Source organism: Terrabacter terrae (assembly GCF_039529575.1).
Classification (GTDB): domain Bacteria; phylum Actinomycetota; class Actinomycetes; order Actinomycetales; family Dermatophilaceae; genus Terrabacter; species Terrabacter terrae.
The window spans coordinates 240,134-257,504 of sequence record NZ_BAAANB010000021.1 but is presented as its reverse complement, the minus strand read 5'-3'; the positions used below and the strand labels follow the sequence as shown (position 1 = coordinate 257,504).

Annotated in this window: 19 protein-coding genes and 1 pseudogene; 9 read left to right on the top strand and 11 right to left on the bottom strand. The window is 72.6% G+C overall.

The features are described 5' to 3' along the window. Positions 1–103: 103 nt before the first annotated feature. On the bottom strand, positions 104–529 hold the full coding sequence (locus ABD194_RS11350; RefSeq protein ID WP_343991345.1) for an HIT family protein: 426 nt from the start codon (positions 527–529) through the stop codon (positions 104–106). A gap of 88 nt (positions 530–617) precedes the next feature. Here ABD194_RS11350 and ABD194_RS11345 point away from each other — a divergent pair, with 88 nt between their 5' ends. Both ABD194_RS11345 and ABD194_RS11340 read left to right on the top strand, forming a co-directional pair. Next, on the top strand, positions 618–1,136 hold the full coding sequence (locus ABD194_RS11345) for a hypothetical protein (protein WP_343991343.1): 519 nt from the start codon (positions 618–620) through the stop codon (positions 1,134–1,136). Positions 1,137–1,371: 235 nt separating this feature from the next. Continuing rightward, positions 1,372–2,232 carry an MBL fold metallo-hydrolase gene (locus ABD194_RS11340; protein WP_343991341.1) on the top strand — a complete coding sequence of 287 codons (861 nt, stop codon included), beginning with the start codon at positions 1,372–1,374 and terminating at the stop codon, positions 2,230–2,232. A gap of 50 nt (positions 2,233–2,282) precedes the next feature. On the opposite strand, the gene ABD194_RS11335 is transcribed toward ABD194_RS11340, so the two are convergent. The 5 genes from ABD194_RS11335 to ABD194_RS11315 all read right to left on the bottom strand — a co-directional run bounded on the left by ABD194_RS11335 (position 2,283) and on the right by ABD194_RS11315 (position 6,445). Then, positions 2,283–3,341, bottom strand: coding sequence for a P1 family peptidase (locus ABD194_RS11335; RefSeq protein WP_343991339.1), 1,059 nt, complete (start codon positions 3,339–3,341; stop codon positions 2,283–2,285). After that, positions 3,338–3,802: a GNAT family N-acetyltransferase gene (locus tag ABD194_RS11330; protein WP_343991337.1), complete on the bottom strand. Its 465-nt coding sequence runs from the start codon at positions 3,800–3,802 to the stop codon at positions 3,338–3,340. The genes ABD194_RS11335 and ABD194_RS11330 overlap by 4 nt, the downstream gene beginning before the upstream one ends. Before the next feature lie 110 nt (positions 3,803–3,912). Beyond that, a complete protein-coding gene (gene napA, locus ABD194_RS11325; RefSeq protein WP_343991335.1) occupies positions 3,913–4,212 on the bottom strand; it encodes a nucleoid-associated protein NapA in 300 nt (99 codons plus the stop codon). 139 nt (positions 4,213–4,351) lie between these two features. Next, positions 4,352–5,713 carry a pyridoxal phosphate-dependent decarboxylase family protein gene (locus tag ABD194_RS11320; RefSeq protein WP_343991333.1) on the bottom strand — a complete coding sequence of 454 codons (1,362 nt, stop codon included), beginning with the start codon at positions 5,711–5,713 and terminating at the stop codon, positions 4,352–4,354. 84 nt (positions 5,714–5,797) lie between these two features. After that, positions 5,798–6,445 (bottom strand): HAD family hydrolase, encoded by a 648-nt coding sequence (locus ABD194_RS11315; protein ID WP_343991331.1) that lies wholly within the window; start codon positions 6,443–6,445, stop codon positions 5,798–5,800. 128 nt (positions 6,446–6,573) lie between these two features. On the opposite strand from ABD194_RS11315, the gene ABD194_RS11310 reads away from it, so the two are divergent. Further along, a complete protein-coding gene (locus ABD194_RS11310) occupies positions 6,574–7,614 on the top strand; it encodes a putative sugar O-methyltransferase (RefSeq protein ID WP_343991329.1) in 1,041 nt (346 codons plus the stop codon). A 12-nt stretch (positions 7,615–7,626) separates the two neighbouring features. Here ABD194_RS11310 and ABD194_RS11305 read toward each other — a convergent pair whose 3' ends face one another. Continuing rightward, entirely contained in the window at positions 7,627–8,799 is a 1,173-nt protein-coding gene (locus ABD194_RS11305; protein WP_343991327.1) for an N-acetylglucosamine-6-phosphate deacetylase, read from the bottom strand. Positions 8,800–8,915: 116 nt separating this feature from the next. Between ABD194_RS11305 and ABD194_RS11300 the strand changes: the two genes are divergently transcribed. After that, entirely contained in the window at positions 8,916–9,593 is a 678-nt protein-coding gene (locus tag ABD194_RS11300) for a uracil-DNA glycosylase (protein ID WP_343991325.1), read from the top strand. Further along, positions 9,590–10,414 carry an SGNH/GDSL hydrolase family protein gene (locus tag ABD194_RS11295; protein ID WP_343991323.1) on the top strand — a complete coding sequence of 275 codons (825 nt, stop codon included), beginning with the start codon at positions 9,590–9,592 and terminating at the stop codon, positions 10,412–10,414. Before ABD194_RS11300 ends, ABD194_RS11295 begins: the two co-directional genes overlap by 4 nt. A 101-nt stretch (positions 10,415–10,515) precedes the next feature. Here ABD194_RS11295 and ABD194_RS11290 read toward each other — a convergent pair whose 3' ends face one another. From ABD194_RS11290 to ABD194_RS11275, 4 genes and pseudogenes are all read right to left on the bottom strand, one after another. Continuing rightward, positions 10,516–11,424: a hypothetical protein gene (locus ABD194_RS11290; RefSeq protein WP_343991321.1), complete on the bottom strand. Its 909-nt coding sequence runs from the start codon at positions 11,422–11,424 to the stop codon at positions 10,516–10,518. Positions 11,425–11,656: 232 nt separating this feature from the next. Continuing rightward, positions 11,657–12,994: a 4-aminobutyrate--2-oxoglutarate transaminase gene (gene gabT / locus ABD194_RS11285; RefSeq protein ID WP_343991319.1), complete on the bottom strand. Its 1,338-nt coding sequence runs from the start codon at positions 12,992–12,994 to the stop codon at positions 11,657–11,659. A 171-nt stretch (positions 12,995–13,165) separates the two neighbouring features. Next, positions 13,166–13,672: an SRPBCC family protein gene (locus ABD194_RS11280; RefSeq protein WP_343991317.1), complete on the bottom strand. Its 507-nt coding sequence runs from the start codon at positions 13,670–13,672 to the stop codon at positions 13,166–13,168. A 119-nt stretch (positions 13,673–13,791) separates the two neighbouring features. Continuing rightward, positions 13,792–14,136: pseudogene (locus ABD194_RS11275) on the bottom strand (ArsR/SmtB family transcription factor); the annotation flags it as partial. Positions 14,137–14,265: 129 nt separating this feature from the next. On the opposite strand from ABD194_RS11275, the gene ABD194_RS11270 reads away from it, so the two are divergent. The 4 genes from ABD194_RS11270 to ABD194_RS11255 are packed head-to-tail and all read left to right on the top strand — an operon-like array spanning position 14,266 to position 17,363. Then, positions 14,266–14,661 carry a TOBE domain-containing protein gene (locus ABD194_RS11270; protein WP_343991315.1) on the top strand — a complete coding sequence of 132 codons (396 nt, stop codon included), beginning with the start codon at positions 14,266–14,268 and terminating at the stop codon, positions 14,659–14,661. After that, positions 14,658–15,473: a molybdate ABC transporter substrate-binding protein gene (modA, locus tag ABD194_RS11265; RefSeq protein WP_343991313.1), complete on the top strand. Its 816-nt coding sequence runs from the start codon at positions 14,658–14,660 to the stop codon at positions 15,471–15,473. Before ABD194_RS11270 ends, modA begins: the two co-directional genes overlap by 4 nt. 34 nt (positions 15,474–15,507) lie before the next feature. Further along, on the top strand, positions 15,508–16,293 hold the full coding sequence (locus ABD194_RS11260) for an ABC transporter permease (protein ID WP_343991311.1): 786 nt from the start codon (positions 15,508–15,510) through the stop codon (positions 16,291–16,293). Further along, entirely contained in the window at positions 16,281–17,363 is a 1,083-nt protein-coding gene (locus tag ABD194_RS11255) for an ABC transporter ATP-binding protein (RefSeq protein WP_343991309.1), read from the top strand. Before ABD194_RS11260 ends, ABD194_RS11255 begins: the two co-directional genes overlap by 13 nt. Positions 17,364–17,371 lie beyond the last annotated feature (8 nt).

Below are 17,371 nucleotides of genomic sequence, written 5' to 3'. Positions count from 1 at the left end.
TGTCACTCCCACCGGGAGAGTGCTAACGCCATTATTGGCACTCGCAGGGTGAGAGTGCAAACGTTCGGCAAGCACAGAAGAGGGCGTATGCCATTCGCCGGGCTCAGGCGTCCACGGCTGGGGACAGCGCACCCACGATGCGGGCGGCGTACTCGGCCGACTCCAGCTCCGACGCATACTTCGTGCGCGGCCAGAAGAAGCCCCGCAGCCCGTCGCCCTTGGTGCGGGGCACGACGTGCACGTGGAGGTGCGGCACCGACTGGCTGACCACATTGTTCACGGCGACGAAGCTGCCCTGGGCGCCGAGGCCGTCGACGGCCGCCGCCGCGAGGCGCTGGGCAGCCCCCAGCAGGCCGGCGTGCAGCTCGACCGGCAGGTCGAGCAGCGTGTCCACGTGGCTGCGCGGCACGAGCAGGACGTGGCCCTTGAAGACCGGCCGGCGGTCGAGGAACCCGAGGAAGTCCCCCTCGTCGAGCACCACGTCGGCGGGGAGGTCACCGGCGACGATCGAGCAGAAGACGCAGTCCATGGGTGACAGGCTGCCACGCGGTCGCCTCGCGGTCGGGCGTGCGGTCCAGCTCCGACACGGCGCTGACCCCGCTCAGCAGAGGAGCAGGATGAGGCAGCGGTCCTTCCAGCGGGTGCGCGTCGGCGTCGGGGTGGCGGTGCTGGTCGTCGGGGTGGGCGCGAGCGGCACCGCCGTCGAGGTGGGGCTGCTGGTGGGCGTAGGCGTACCGGTCGGCGTCGACGTCCCTGCGGTCGTTGCCGTCGGCTTGGGCGTGGCGCTGCCGTGGCCGATGCTCGGGCGGGGCTCGGAGGTCGACGGCAGCACGGGCACCGTCGCGGTTGACGGCCGGGCGGCGGACGGCCGGGCAGCGGGCGCAGAGGAGCCGGCCTCGGCCGAGGTCGTGGCGTCGGTCGTGCCCGCGGCGGGGGCGGCGCTCGGGGCGACCGGCGTCCTCGTCGAGTCGCGGCTGATGCGCGCGATGCTGTTCGGGTCGACCGACGCGGTGGCCTTCGGCGTGGTGGTCGGGTCCCAGATCTGTCCCGCGGCGCCGCCGGTCGAGTCGCTGTCTTGCAACGACGTCGCACCGGCCATCGAGGCACCTGCTCGGGCGCCGTCCCCCGGCCAGTAGGCGATCGCCCCGGCCGTCAGGACGGCGACGCCGGCCATACCGGCGACGACGACGCGCTGCCGTCGACGCTCCGAGGGAGGGAGGGAGTTGCGGGTCTCGCTGGGCATGGCATCACACCGTAGGGGAAGAGCCGCAGAACCGCCCATCCGGCCGATCGTCGCTACGGTGGTCGCATGCTCGGTGGCGCAGCGGTGCGAGAGGTGGATCACGGCGGAGGACCTCGGTGACTCCGCCGGTGGCGCCTGGGTTCGTCGAGGTCGCCGACCGTGTCTTCGTGGCTCGCTACCGGCAGTGGGACGTCGGCGTCGGGCTGGTCCTCGGCCGTGACGGGGCCGTCGTCGTGGACACCCGCGCCAGCGATGCGCAGGGCGGCGAGGTGCTGGACGACGTCCGTGGCCTGGGGCGCGACATCGAGGTCCGTCACGTCGTCAACACCCACGTCCACTTCGACCACACCTTCGGCAACGTCGCCTTCGACACCGCCACGGTGCACGCCCACGACAACGTGGCGCGGACGCTCGAGGTCCACGCCGCGCACATCAGGGAAGCCGTGCGTGAGGACCCGAGCGCGGCGCCGGAGTACGGCTACACCGAGGTGGACCTCCTGCAGGTGCTGGCCACGCCCGTGCGGCTGCCGGACTGCACGTTCGGCTCGAGCGCGACCATCGACCTCGGCGACCGCGTCGTCACGATGGCGTATGCCGGTCGCGGCCACACCGACGGAGACGTGGCCGTGCTCGTCCCCGACGCAGGCGCGATGTTCCTCGGTGACCTGGTCGAGGAGAGCGACCATCCGTCCTTCGGTGGCGACTCGTGGCCGCTCGAGTGGGCCGACACGCTGACCTCCCACCTCGTCGTCGCTGACGAGCCGGATGTCGTCCTGCCCGGGCACGGCCGGCCTGTGGACGTCGCCTTCGTCGAGCGGCAGCGTGACGAGGTGGCCCTGGTGGCGACGGTGCTGCGCGAGCGCCGGCTCGGTGGGATGGCGCTCGCGGACGCGCTGCGCGAGCCCGACGCCCGCCTGCCCTACCCGCTCGACCACCTCGAGGCCGCCGTCCGCCGCGTCTGGACCCAGCTGCCGGCGCCTTCACCCTGAGCCTGGCCCCAACCGTCCTCCAACTGGCGCACGCGCCCCGCACGGCGTGCTCAGCCGCTGAAGGCCGAGGGGAAGGCGTCGGACCAGGACCGCAGCGCGACTCCCCCGTCGGCGGAGCGGTCGACCGACGTCGCCGCGACCACGGCGTGGACGATCGCCCGGGCGACGCAGTCCGCGCCGGCCTCCATCAGCAGGGTCTGCTCGACCGGGTCGGGAGCCGGCCGGTCGCCGGTCGCGAGCGTGAAGAGGGTGTCGCCGTCGAAGAGCGTGTGCACCGGCTTGAGCGCCCGGGCGTAGCCGTCGTGACCGATGCCCGACATCTTCTGGCACTGGGCCTTCGTCAGCGTCGCATCGGTCGCGATGACCCCGATCGTCGTCGCCATGCCGGGACGGCCGGCGGCGGCCGGCAAGGCCTCCGCCCGCGCCCGCGACTCATGGAGCTCGGCCGCACTCGGTCGGCCCACGTGGGCCAGCTCGTCCCCGAGACCCAGGCCCACGGCATACGGCAGCCCCGTCGAGGGGTCGACGGCCGATCCGACGGCGTTCACGGCGATGAGGGCGGCGACCGTGGTGCCCGACTCGAGCACGACGCTCGCCGAGCCGATGCCACCCTTGAAGCCGCTCACCTTCGCGCCCGTCCCGGCGCCGACGCATCCCTGGGTCACGGCCGTGGACGACGCGCTGGCATATGCCGCCCTCCCGTCCTCCGCGCGCGGGTGGTGACCCCAGGTGCCCCCTCGGCCCAGGTCGAAGAGGATCGCGGTCGGCACGATCGGCACGACGAGGCCGGGCTCGCCCATGGGCCAGCCGATCCCGTCGTCGAGCAGCGCCCCCATGACGCCGTCGGCCGCGCCCAGGCCGAGGGCGGATCCGCCGCCGAGGACGATGGCGTCGACCCGGTCGACGAGGTTGCGGGGGTCGAGCAGGTCGGTCTCGCGCGTGCCCGGACCGCCTCCGCGCACGTCGACCCCGGCGACGGCGCCACCCTCCGGGGCCAGGACGACGGTCACGCCGGTCAGCCATCCCGGCTCGTCGCGGGTGCAGTGGCCGACGCGCAGGCCGGCGACATCCACGAGCGAGTTGGTCGGGCCCGGCCCGACAACGCTCATCGCGGCTCTCCCAGGTCGAACTCCATGAGCCGCCCCGGCGAGGTGAAGCCGAGCCGCTCGTAGAACTCCTGGGCCTGCTCGTCGGGGGCCTTGAGCCGGATCCACTGCACGTCGGTCGTCCGCGCCCACTCGATCATCGCCTCGGTGAGTGCCCGTCCCACGCCACGGTCGCGGCAGGTGGGCGTCACGAAGAGGCCGCCGACGTGCAACCAGGAGACGTCCTTGCGACCGGGCCACGGCAGGGCCCGGATGCGGCGCGTCTCGAGGATGCCGGCGTGCTCGCCCCGGCTCTCGGCGATCCACGTCGGGCGGTCGGGCCGCTCGGCCAGCCACGCGTCGACGAAGCGGTCGAGGTAGCCCGGCTCGGACGGCATACCGAGCTCGCGCGCGAACTGCAGGTGCAGGGCAGCGACGACGAGGGCGTCGTCGGCCGATGCACGACGGATGGTCACCTCGGCCATGAGGGAAGTGAACCACGCGAGCGCCCCGGTGGCGCGCTGCCACGGCGCGGGTGGGGCAGACCGCTCACCCGGGGTGAGCCTCGGACCTCGGTCGGAGGTCGGGACTCCGGTCAGACGTTGATGCCCAGGCGGCGGCTCGTGCGCGCACGCTGGCGGCTGGCGCGCATCCGGCGCAGGCGCTTGATGAGCATCGGGTCGGCCTCGAGGGCGGCCGGGCTGTCGAGCAGCGCGTTGAGCACCTGGTAGTAGCGCGTGGAGCTCATGTCGAAGAGCTCCTTGATGGCCTGCTCCTTGGAGCCGGCGTACTTCCACCACTGGCGCTCGAAGGCCAGGATCTCGAGGTCGCGCGGGCTGAGGCCGTCCTCGGGCTGCTGGCGCTGCGGCTGCGCCGTGGCGTGTTCTGTGCTCATGTCCCCGTCTCACCTGACGTGATGCTGCGTATGGCGTTGGCTCCGCTCATACCCTAGACCCAAATGACAGGGGTGTCATTCGCTTCGGCATGGCGTGGCGGCGCCACTCATGGTAGTGCCGCCGGCGCCTGCCCCTCGCTCACGACATCGTGTCGAGGATGGCGTTGACGTCCTCCTTCGTCGTGTGCGGGTTGACGATCGCGAAGCGCGTCAGGGTCTCCCCGCGGAAGGTCGTCGGCACGACGAACGCGAACTCCTCGGCCAGGAGCCGGTCGGTCCACGCCTGGTAGTCCTTGGGCTCCCAGCCGATGCGCCGGAAGACCACCACCGACAGGTCGGGCTCACGCACCGCCTCGAGGTAGTCGCGCCGGCCGATCTCGTCGGCGGCGAAGCGGGACACCTCGAGCGTGCTCTCGATCGCCTCGACGTAGGCGTCGGTGCCATGAACGGCGAGGGAGTACCAGAGCGGCAGGCCTCGGGCCCGGCGGGTCAGGCCGATGGAGTAGTCGGTCGGGTTCCACTCGGCGGACTTGGTGATGACATCGAGGTAGCCCGCCTCCTGGGTGTGCGCGATGCGGGCGAGCTCGGGCTCGCGGTAGATGAGGGCACAGCAGTCGAACGGCGCGAAGAGCCACTTGTGCGGGTCGACGATGAAGGAGTCGGCGTGCTCGATGCCGTCGAACAGGTGGCGCACCGAGGGCGCTGCGAGGCCCGCACCGCCGTAGGCGCCGTCGACGTGCAGCCACAGGCCGTACTCGCGGCAGACCTCGGCGACCGACGCGAGGTCGTCGACGACGCCGAAGTTGGTCGTGCCGCTCGTCGCGACCACCGCGAAGAACGTCTCGGGGCCGTACTCCTCCAGCGTCCGGCGCAGCTCGGCCCCGGTCAGGCGCAGCTTCTCGTCGACGGGCACGCCGCAGACCTCGGCGTCCATGACCGCGGCCATCGAGACGACGGACGAGTGCGCGTTGTCGGTGGCAGCGATGCGCCACGGGCGGGCTCCCGTGCCGGCCTCCGTCGCGCGAACCCGTGCCGTATGCCGTGCCACCACGAGCGCCGACAGGTTGCCGACCGTGCCACCGGGCACGAAGACGCCACCAGCAGACTCCGGCAGCTCGGCGAGGTCGCTGATCCAGCGCAGCGCCTGGTTCTCGGCGTAGACCGCACCGGCCCCCTCCATCCAGGACCCCCCGTAGACCGAGGAGGCGCCGACGACGACGTCGAACGCAGCGGCCTCGCGGGTCGGCGCGCACGGGATGAAGGAGAGGTAGCGCGGGTGGTCGGTCGAGAGGCAGGCGGGGGCGAGGGTGTGCTCGAAGAGCTCCATGGCCCGCGTCGACCCCAGCCCCTGCCTGGTGATCGTCTCGCCGGCCACCGCGCGCAGGTAGTCCTGCGTCTGCGCGCCGTCGAGCGGGATCGGGTCCATGAGGAGCCGCTCACGGGCGTAGTCGAGGACCTTGTCGACGGCGAGGTGGTCGGCGTCCTTGTCGAAGCTGTGCACGCACAGATGCTAGGGCCTGCTGCGGGAACGGCGAGCGGCCCGAGCACAGCTGGGCCAGTCAGCCCAGCAGGCCAGCCGTGCAGGTCAGCCGAGGAGCGTGCAGCGCAGCTCGGCCGCCGTCGTGACCACGGCCGTGGGCCGCACCTCGTGCAGCGCCTCCTCGCGACCCGCACCCCAGGTGACCGCGACGGCGTCCATTCCGGCCGCCTTGCCGGCGAGCACGTCGACCACGGCGTCACCGACGTAGACGGCGTTGTTGGAGCCGCGCCCCATCCGCTCGAGAGCCAGCAGCAGCGGCGTCGGGTCGGGCTTGTGCCGGTCGGTGTCCTCCATCGCGACGAGCGCCTCGACGTGCTCGCTCAGGCCCAGGATGTCCATCGCCTGCTGCGCCGACTCACGGCGCTTCGACGTCGCGACGCCGACGTGCACCCCGGCCGCGCGCAGGTCGGCGAGGACCTCGCGCACGCCGTCGTAGCCGCTGATGAGGCGCTCGGTGTTGTCGGCGTTCCATTTCAGGTACGTCTCGTACAGCTCGTCCGCGTGCTCCGGCGAGTGGTCGCGGAAGGCGTTGATGAGCGGCCGGCCGATCCACGAGCGGATCACGTTCGGGTCCTCCTCGTGGCCGAGGATCGTCCGGAACGCGTACTGGTAGGACTCGACGATGAGGTGGATCGTGTCGGCGAGCGTGCCGTCGAGGTCGAAGACGGCGGTGGACCAGCGGGGAGAAGTCACCGCCCGAGCCTAGGACAGCCGGCCCCCGGACCTCGAACCGTACAGAGCCCGGACAGCCCCGACGGCGCATCTCACACTTGTGCATCTCGGGTCGCCAGGAATGGCCTCGGCCGGGCACCATGCACTCCATGACCGAGACCGCCGTGCTGGACTGGTCCGCCCTGACCCAGCGATCCCTCGACGAGCTGGCCGCCGCGGACGCCCTCTACCGACCCACCAGCTTCTGGGGCCCGGGCCTGGAGGCGCTGCTCGCGGACCTGCGCGGCAGGGGCCTGGAGACGTTCAAGTCGTGGCCCACGGCGTCGTGGTGGTTCTACCCGCGCTACGGGGTCGGCTACACCAACGCGGTCATGGACAAGGTGGTCGCCCTCACGCAGCCGCTGCTGACCGAGAAGACCGCGCCCCAGTGGACCCGGTCGGCGCTCACCGCGACCCCCGAGGCCAGGCGGGACTTCGACGCGCTGCGGCTCGCCTGGGACCAGCGCAGCTGGCCGTGCGACCTCGAGGGCCTCGGCGAGTCCACGGTGGGCAAGCCGTGGCAGTACTACCGGCTCACCGGCGCCGCACACGGGTGGACCCGGCCCTACCTCAACTACGCCCTGTGCATGGCGGCCCTCTCCCGGCACGTCGAGGCCCCACCGCGGCGGTTCCTGGAGATCGGCGGCGGCTTCGGCTCCCTCGGCGAGTTCCTGCTGACCCGCGACCCGGAGGCCGTCTACGTCAACGTCGACATCCCTCCGTTGCTGACGGTCGCGTCCTGGTACCTCCGCGAGCTGTTCGGGGACCGGGTGGCGGTCTACGACAGCAGCGTCGCGTCGAGCGGCCGGCTCGAGCTCGCCGGCTCGGCCGTGATGCCCAACTACCGCCTGCCCGACGTCACCGCCGAGTTCGACGTCTTCGTCAACTCCTACTCCTTCCAGGAGATGGAGCCGGACGTCGTCGAGAACTACGTCGACCTCGTCGTGGCGAGGGGGATCGCCTGGGCCGTCTCGCTCAACTCACGCCTGGGCAAGCAGCTCCACTCCGAGGAGGAGCCGGGCGTCATCGACCCCGTCACCTCGGGCCGGATCATCGAGATGTTCCAGCGACGCGGCTTCGAGCTCGTCGCCACCTACGACAGCCCGCTCGTCCACAGCGCGGCCCAGCTGGCGGTTCTCCGGCGCCGGTAACTCCCGGGGCGGCTAGGACCCGTCCGCGTCCAGCCACCGGCCCCGCCTCATGACCCGGCTGGGCCGCGCCGACCCGTCGAGCACCAGCAGGTCGGCGCGCGCCCCGGGCGCCAGCACGCCGCGGTCGGCCAGCCCGAGCGCGCGGCCCGGGGTGCGTGTGCCGGGGCGGACGGCATACGGCAGGGGTATGCCGGCGGCAACGGCCCGCGCGACGATGTCGGCGACGTGGCTGGTGCCCCCCGCGATCGAGCCGGGCTCCCCGTCGGGACGGGCCACCCGGGCGACGCCGTGGTCGACGACGACCGAGAGGCCACCGAGCACGTAGGCGCCGTCGCCGACGCCGGCCGCCGCCATGGCGTCGGAGACGAAGGCGACGTGGTCGACGCCGACGAGGTCGAGCACCGTGCGCATCGTGTCGTCGGCGACGTGCACGCCGTCGGCGATGAGCTCGACGGTCACCTGGGCCCGTGCGGCCGAGCGCATCAGTGCTGCAACGGCACCCGGCTTGCGGTGGTGCATCGGGTCCATGCCGTTGAAGAGGTGCGTGCCGAGGTCGGCACCCGCCGCGACCGCCTCCTCGACCTGGCCGAAGTCGGCAGTCGTGTGCCCGACGGCTGCGTGGATGCCGGCCGCGGTGAGCCAGCGGACGAGGTCGAGGCCGTTGGTGCGCTCGGGGGCCAGCGTCACCTGCCGGATGTGTCCGCGGCCGAGCTCGATGAGCCGCTCCACCTCGGTCAGCGACGGGTCGCGCAGCAGCATCGGGTCGTGCGCGCCGCACCGGGCCTCGGCGAGCCATGGGCCCTCGAGGTGGATGCCGTCGACCAGACCGTCGTCGGCGAGCTCGGCGAGCATCGCGACGCCACGCTCGAGGTCGCGCGGGCTCATCGTGACGAGGCTGGCGAGCAGGCTCGTGGACCCGCGGGCGTGGTGGTGCACGGCCGCCGCGGCCGCCGCGTCGTCACGCAGGTCGGTGAAGGCGGTCCCGCCGCCGCCGTGGCAGTGGAGGTCGACGTATGCCGGCACCACCGTCCCGCTCACCTGCTCGGCCGCGTCGGCGCCGGGCGGCGGCTCGGTTCCGGGGGCGATCGGGGTGACGGCCGTGATGCGCTCGCCCTCGACGTGGACGAGCACGTCGGGGAGCACGGTGTCGTCGACGAGGGCTGGTCCGCGCAGTGTGGGGTTCATCGGGGTCGATTGTGTCGCAGTCGCCCGCCCTGCTGCCGGTTCGAGGTGATCCCGGAGTGGTGCCTGCGGCGGGATCACGTGGAACGGGCCGCAGGGAGCGCGGGTAGCGTGTGCCCGTGCCCGCCCGCCCCCTTCGCGACCTCGTCCACCCGACGTGGGTCCCGGCGCTCGAGCCGGTCGCCGACACCATCGCCGCGATGGGCGACTTCCTGCGGGCCGAGGTCGCGGCCGGGCGCGGCTACCTGCCGGCCGGCGACCACGTGCTGCGCGCGTTCTCGCTGCCGCTTCCGGACGTGCGCGTGCTCGTCGTGGGCCAGGACCCCTACCCGACCGCCGGTCACCCCGTCGGCCTCAGCTTCAGCGTCGCGCCCGACGTGCGTCCGGTCCCCCGGTCGCTGCAGAACATCTACCAGGAGCTGGGCACGGACCTCGGGCTGCCGACGCCGGCGAACGGCGACCTGACGCCGTGGTTCGAGCGTGGGGTCATGCTGCTCAACCGGGTGCTGACCGTGCGGCCGGGCGCCTCGGCGAGCCACCACGGCAAGGGCTGGGAGGCGGTCACCGCGCAGGCCATCTCGGCTCTGGCCCAGCGCGGCGGTCCGCTCGTGGCCATCCTGTGGGGACGGCAGGCGCAGTCGCTCGCCCCCGTGCTCGGCGACGTGCCGCGCATCGAGACGGCCCACCCGTCCCCGCTGTCGGCGCGCTCCGGCTTCTTCGGCTCGCGGCCGTTCAGCCGCACCAACGACCTCCTCGCCCAGCAGGGCGCCCCACCAATCGACTGGAGCCTGACATGACCCAGCCAGCGCCCGACGGCTCGGGCCCCACCGTCTGGACCCGCTTCGTCGCGATCGGCGACTCGTTCACCGAGGGCATGTGCGACGACGACCCGACCTTCGGCCACGACGGCGAGTACGCCGGGTGGGCCGACCGGCTCGCCTCGCACCTGTCGGAGATCGCGCGGAGGCAGGGCCTCGACTTCGGCTACGCCAACCTCGCCGTCCGCGGCCGCAAGCTCGCCGACGTCGTGGGGCCTCAGCTGGAGGACGCGCTCTCGCTCCAACCGGACCTCGTCAGCATCGTCGGCGGCGGCAACGACATCCTGCGCCCCAAGGCGGACCTCGACGGGCTGGCCGCCCGGCTCGAGGCGGCGGTCGCGCGCATCCGGGCCACCGGCGCCGACGTGCTCATGGCCACGCCGGTCGATCCCGCGGACGCGCCGCTGGTCAAGGCCACCCGGGGTCGCGCGGCGATCCACTCGGCGAACATCTGGAGCATCGCCCGCCGCAACGGGGCCCACGTCATCGACCAGTGGGGACTGCACGCGCTGCGCGACTGGCGGATGTGGTCGGAGGACCGCATCCACATGACGACCGAGGGCCACCGCCGGGTCGCGCTCGCCGCCCTCGAGGCCCTGGGCCACACCCCGGCCGAGACCGACTGGGCGACGCCGCTCGAGCCGGCGCCTCCCATCGGGCGACGTGAGGCGCTGCAGGCCAACGCCCAGTGGGCCAAGGAGTACGTCGGGCCGTGGGTGCACCGCCGCCTCACCGGCCGTTCCTCCGGCGACCACCGCCAGGCCAAGCGCCCCGACGTGACCCCGCTCGACCCGTCGTAGACCGAGCCGCCCGCCGCCGTATGCCGTGTGGCGGAGCCCGCGACACGGCATACGCCCCCGGTGGGCGGGACGGATGACGGGAGGCTCAGGAGCCCGCTCGCTCACACTGCCTGGGCCGCGAGCCTGCGTCCCGTCATCGGTCCCCTGTCCCGGGCACGGCCACGACGTCGGAGCTCGACCGCCGCCGTCAGCATCGCTCGCACCCAGTCAGGCTCGAACATGACCTGCTCCCACGTGAAGCGCAGCACGATCCAATCGCGGACGGTCAGCTCGTCGTAGCGCCGGCAGTCGCGGGCGAAGGCACTTCGCTCGGTGTGGAACTCGTGGCTGTCGGCTTCGGCCACGATCTGCAGCGACTCGTCGGCCAGGTCGACCCGCGCGTAGACGCTGTCGTAACGCAGTCGCACCTGCGGGTCGACCGACAGGCCGGGCACGTCGAGGGCAATGGCGCGTAGCACCGACTCGAAGGGGTTGGCAGCGCGGGAGCTGGCGTGTCGGGCGACCCATTGCACGCGCGCCCGCTGCCGCGGGCCCAACGTCATCGCGAGCTCGATTACCTCGCGCCTCCGCATTCCCGAACGCAAGGCCGAGTCGAAGACGGACAGTGCCTCGTCGAGCGGCAGGTCCAGGCAGCAGTCGACGACGGTGCGCGACCGCGACGTCACACCGCCTGCCACCTCGGACGCCGGCAGAGACCGCCAGTGCAGGATCGCCAGCCCACGCTGGCTCTCCCGCAGCTTGCGGTTGGCCGGGATCGTGACGTCCGGACGGGCGGGCACCGTCTTGACCTTCCACCCCCAGTGCAGAGCGGCGCTGCGGTGCGACACCGTCGCATGCAGTCGACGCGCCACCACTCCTGCGGCCTCGGCGCCCGGAAGCCCATAGACGCCGTGGCCGTGACGCACGACCTCGCCGGCCGCCACGGCCGGTCCGATGGCGCGCCACGGGACCGCCCGGCGCAGCTCGCGCCACGAGCAGGTGCCACCCAGCCTCTGCACGGCAACCGCCACCGAACGTTCCTCGCGCACCGCACCAGACTCGCCCGTCCCGCAGCCACGCCTGGCTCAGCGTCCACAGCCTCCGCGGCAACGGGACGGATGACGGGACGCGGGGCGATGAAGCGGCCCTCCTTCGCGCGACACCCACGGAACCTCCCGTCATCGGTCCCGCCTCAGCCCCAGGACGACGTATGCCGTCCCGCTGGGTCAGCGGGACGGCATACGTGCTCGGGTGGTCTGCGTGTCAGACGGAGGCGGCGAACGCCTTCTCGAAGATGTCGAGGCCCTCGGTGAGCAGCTCGTCGCTGGCGGCGAGCGGCGGCAGGAAGCGGAAGACGTTGCCGTAGGTGCCGCAGGTGAGGGTCACGAGGCCCTCGGCGTGGCAGGCCCTGTTGACCGCGCCCGTCAGGGCGGCGTTGGGCGTGAGGTCGCCGGGGCCGTTGACGAGCTCGACGGCGAGCATGGCCCCGCGGCCGCGGATGTCACCGATCTGCGGGTAGCGCTCGGCGAGGGCCTGCAGGCGCGGGACGAAGAGGGCCTCGACCTGCCTGGCGCGGGCGCAGAGGTCCTCCTCCTTCATCGTCTCGATGGCGCCGAGCGCGGCGGCACAGGCGATGGGGTTGCCGCCGTAGGTGCCGCCGAGGCCGCCGCCGTGGACCGAGTCCATGACGTCGGCGCGGCCGGTGACGCCGGCGAGCGGCAGGCCCCCGGCGATGCCCTTGGCCGTGGTGATGAGGTCGGGCACGACGTCCTCGTGCTCGCTGGCGAACCAGTCACCGGTGCGGCAGAAGCCGGACTGCACCTCGTCGGCGATGAAGAGGATGCCGTTGTCGGTGCACCACTCGGCGACCTGCTTGACGAAGCCCGGCGCCGGGACGATGAAGCCGCCCTCGCCCTGGATCGGCTCGAGCACGACGGCGGCGACGTTGTCCTCGCCGACCTGCGCGTGCACCTGCTGCACGAAGACGTCGAAGGACTCCTTGGCGCAGTCGGCGGGACCGCCGGGCCAGCGGAACGGGTAGCTCATCGGCGCGCGGTAGACCTCGCCGGCGAACGGGCCGAACCTGTGCTTGTACGGCATGTTCTTGGCCGTCAACGCCATCGTGAGGTTGGTGCGGCCGTGGTACGCGTGGTCGAAGGCGACGACGGCGTTGCGGCCGGTGTAGTGGCGGGCGACCTTGACGGCGTTCTCGACGGCCTCGGCGCCGGAGTTGAACAGCGCCGTGCGCTTCTCGTGGTCGCCCGGCGTGAGCTCGTTGAGGGCCTCGGCGACGTCGAGGTACTCCTCGTAGGGCGTGACCATGAAGCAGGTGTGGGTGAAGTCCTGCACCTGCTGCGTGACGCGCTCGACGACGCGCGGGGCGGAGTTGCCCACCGTGGTCACGGCGATGCCGGAGCCGAAGTCGATGAGCTGGTTGCCGTCGACGTCGACGAGGATGCCGCCGCCGGCGCGCTCGACGTAGACCGGCAGGCCGGTGGAGACTCCGGCGGACACGGCCGCCGCCTTGCGGGCCTGGAGCGCGGCCGACTTGGGGCCGGGGATCGCGGTCTGCACGAGCCGCTGCTGGGGGACGTTGCTCATGCTCGTCAGTATGCCGCCCGCCGGCGTCCCCGGGGAACCCGGGTGCCGGACCGCATACGTTCGCTTTCCGCACCCGGACGGTCCGTTCGGTCGCGAACTCGGCGGTGGAGCACGAGGTTCGCGACCGAACGCGTGGTGCGGGCGGTGGCTCGCGGGGTCAGTCCACGGTGGTCAGCCGAGAGCGGGGGCGCTCGAGGGCGTGACGGCGGCCTGCGCCACGATCTCCTCGAGGCGGTCGTAGCCCTCGGCCATGCCCTTCTCCATGCCGCTCGCCACCATCATGTCCCGCCCCTCGACCGTGCGGCCGACGCTGCGGCCCTCGAGCCGGCAGCGTCCGTCACCGAGGTCGACGAACCGCATGAACTCGATGGCGACCTCGTCGGGAGCGCCCTCGAACTCGAAGGTCTGGATGGCGATGTCGTTGTCGCGGACGGTGTGGAACGTGCCGCGGAAGCCGTAGACGTTGTCGCCGTCGTGGTGGGTGTAGTGGTAGCCACCGCCGGAGGTGAAGTCCCAGCGCTGGATCTGCATCTCGTAGCCCCGGGGGCCGAGCCACTGGCGGACCAGCTCCGGGTCGCGGTGCGCGTTGAAGACGGCCTCGACGGGCGCGTCGAACTCCCGGGTGAAGTCGATCCAGGGCACGCCGGCCGGGATGTCGAGGGCGAGTGCGTGGGTCATGGCTGCTGCTCCTTGTCGTGAGTCGTCTCGTGACTCGTGTCGCGAGTCGTGCGGTGAGTTGTGCGGTGAGCGGCACGCTGCTTCGGCAAGCGCGTGGTGACGGTCGGGGAGGCCGGTGGCGCTGCCGTCGCCGACGTGGTGCGTTCGAGGACGGCGTCGAGCGAGCGGAACCGCTGCTCGGCGAGCAGGCGGTAGCGGTCGATCCAGGCCGTCAGCGCTTCGAGCCGGTCGGCCTCGAGGTGCACCGGGCGCCGTTGGGCGTCACGCGTGCGGCTCACGAGGCCCGCCGCCTCGAGCACCTGGATGTGCTTGCTGACGGCCTGCTTGCTGATCTCGAACGGTTCGGCGAGCTCGTTGACGGTGGCGGCGCCGCGGCTCAGCCGCGCCACGATGGCGCGACGGACCGGGTCGGCCAGGGCCGCGAACGCGCGGTCGAGGTCGTCGTCGGACGCCCGTCGTGCCATGTTCAACCAACTCCTTGATCAACTAATACGTTGATTACAGACCCGCACCCCGGACGCCGTCAACCCCTCTGCCGAATCTTCCGCAATCAGTGGCCGTCAAGCCGCAGATGCGGGTGTAGCGTCGCCTTCATGCCGCACCTGCGCATCACCGAGGCCGCCGCCCTGCTCGGCGTCTCCGACGACACCGTGCGGCGGATGGTCGACTCCGGCCGCCTCGACGGCGCCACCGACGACGGCGGTCGGCGCACCGTGGACGGGGCGCAGCTCGCGGGGGTCGCGCAGGAGCTCGCCCACCCGGCTGCGGTGGGCACCATCGGCGGCGCCTCCGCCCGCAACCGCATGAGGGGCATCGTCACCGCCATCACGCGTGACACGGTCATGGCCAAGGTCGAGCTGCAGTGCGGCCCGTTCCGCATCGTCTCGCTGCTCTCGAGCGAGTCCGTCGACGACCTGGCGCTGGAGGTCGGCTCGGTCGCCGTCGCGAGCGTGAAGTCCACCCACGTGGTCGTGGAGGTTCCCGCGTGACCGCCCGGCAGGCGACCCTTCGCCGCAGCACCGCGCCGGCGGCGGTCACCACCGTGGCGGCCCTGCTCCTCACCGCGTGCGGCGGCACCACCGGCGCCCTCTCCGGCGGGGCGGCACAGCCGGGGGCCGGCGGCGCCTCGACGGCGAACCTGCACGGCACCGTCACCGTGCTCGCCGCCGCGTCGCTGACGGAGTCCTTCGACGCGCTGGCCAAGGACTTCGAGGCCGCGCACCCCGGAGTCACGGTGCAGCCGTCCTACGGCTCGAGCGCCACCCTCGTGCAGCAGGTCGACAACGGCGCACCCGCCTCCGTGCTGGCCCTCGCCGGCACGGCCGCCGCCCAGCCGCTCGACAAGGGCCTGGCCAAAGACACGAGGACGTTCGCCTCCAACGTTCTCGAGATCGCGGTCCCCCCTGCGAACCCGGCAGGCATCACCTCGATCGACGACCTCGCCAAGCCCAGCGCCAAGGTCGTCCTCTGCGCCGACACCGTCCCCTGCGGCAAGGCCGCGCAGGCCACCCTCGCCAAGGCACACGTCGTCCCCGACGTCGTGAGCAAGGAGATCGACGTCAAGGCGACCCTCGCCAAGGTCAAGCTCGCCGAGGCCGACGCGGCCGTGGTCTACCACTCCGACGTCGTGGCCGCGAAGGGCAGCGTCAAGGGCGTCGAGATCCCGTCCGCAGTGAACACCCGCCTCGACTACCCCGTCATCACGCTGTCCGACGACGCCGCCACCAAGGCCTTCGTCGCCTACGTCGTCAGCGCAAAGGGTCGGTCGACCGTCCAGTCGTTCGGCTTCGGCGCGCCCTGAGCGCCGCTCGCGGGGCACCGGGGAGAGTGACGACATGAGGTATGCCGCCACGTGGCGTTCGCGTGTCACCCTCGGCCTGCCTGCCGCGCTGGCGTTGCTGCTGCTCGTCGTCCCGCTCGTGGCGCTCCTGCTGCGGGCGGACTGGGCACGCATCCCGTCCGACCTCGCGACCCCGAGCGTCGTTCCCGCGCTGCGTCTCTCGCTGACCACCACCTCGACCACGGCGGTGCTGTGCCTGCTGCTCGGCACTCCCCTGGCCTGGTTCCTGGCCCGCTCGGACAGTCGGGCCACCAGCTGGGTGCGCGCCCTGCTGACCGTGCCGCTCGTCCTGCCACCGGTCGTCGGTGGCGTCGCGCTCCTCATGACCTGGGGACGCAACGGCGTCGTCGGCCAGTACCTGACGCCGCTCGGCATCCAGATCCCCTTCACCACGGCCGCCGTCGTGCTCGCCGAGACCTTCGTGGCGATGCCCTACTACGTGCTCGCCGTCGAAGGTGCGATGCGGGGCCTCGACCCCCGTCTCGAGCACGTCGCCCGCACTCTCGGCGCCGGCGACCTGCGCTACCTGCGCACCGTCGGCCTGCCCCTCGTCCTGCCCGGCATCGCCGGCGGCCTGGCACTCGCCTGGGCCCGGGCGCTCGGCGAGTTCGGAGCGACCATCACCTTCGCCGGCAACTTCCCGGGCCGCACGCAGACGCTGCCGCTGCTCGTCTACGTCGAGCTGGAGCGCGACCCGCAGGTCGCCATCTCGATCAGCATCCTGCTGCTCGCCGTCAGCGTCCTCGTGCTCGGCGTGCTGCGCGGCCGGTGGCTGCAGTGACCGCGCCGCAGCACGACGGCGAGGGCCTCGACGCGCGGATCCGCCTGCAGCGCGGCGCAGTCGAGCTCGACGTGTCGCTCAGCGCGCGCCCCGGCCAGGTCATCGGCGTGCTGGGGCCCAACGGTGGCGGCAAGACGACGAGCGTCCTCGCCCTGGCCGGGGTGCTCCCCCTCGCCGACGGTCACATCCGCGTCGACGGGGACGTGTGGGACGACGGTCACCGCCGGCTCGTCCCCGAGCAGCGCGCGGTCGGGCTCATGCTGGCCGACAGCCTCCTCTTCCCGCACCTGCGCGCCCTCGACAACATCGCCTACGGACCCCGCAGCCGCGGCGTCGACCGACGCCGCGCCCGTGACCGCGCCCGCGACGAGCTCGCCCGGGTCGGGCTCGCCGACCGCGCCACAGCCAAGCCCGCCGAGCTCTCCTCCGGCCAGCAGGCGCGGGTCGCCCTGGCCCGTGCCCTCGCAACGGATCCTGCCCTACTGCTCCTCGACGAGCCGCTCTCGGCTCTCGACCCCGACACGCGCGCGAGGACCCGCAGCGACCTCGCGGTCCGCCTGACGGCATACGCCGGGGTGACGGTGCTCGTCACGCACGACCCACTCGATGCCCTCACGCTCGCCGACCACCTCGTCTTCGTCGAGGACGGCCGCGTGACCCAGACGGGCAGCCCCGCCGAGGTGCTGCGCGAGCCCCGGAGCCCCTACGTCGGCACGGTCGTCGGGCTGAACCTGTATGCCGCACAGGGCGACTCGCACGGACACGTACACACCGGCGACGGCGGGCTCCTCGTCACGACGGCGCCGACCGAGGGTTCCGTGTGGGCGACGATCGCCCCGAGCGCGGTGTCGCTGCACCGGCACGAACCGGAGGGCTCGGCCCGCAACACCTGGCCACTGCGCATCGCCTCCGTCACGATGCAGGGCCAGTCGGCCCGGGTCGGTCTCGTGGGTGCCTTCCCGCTCACCGCAGAGGTGACGCTCGAGTCGGTCACCGCCCTCGGGCTGCAGGTGGGCCAGCAGGTGTGGGCCGCGGTCAAGGCCACCGAGGTCCGCACCTACCCGCGCTGACGCCGGCA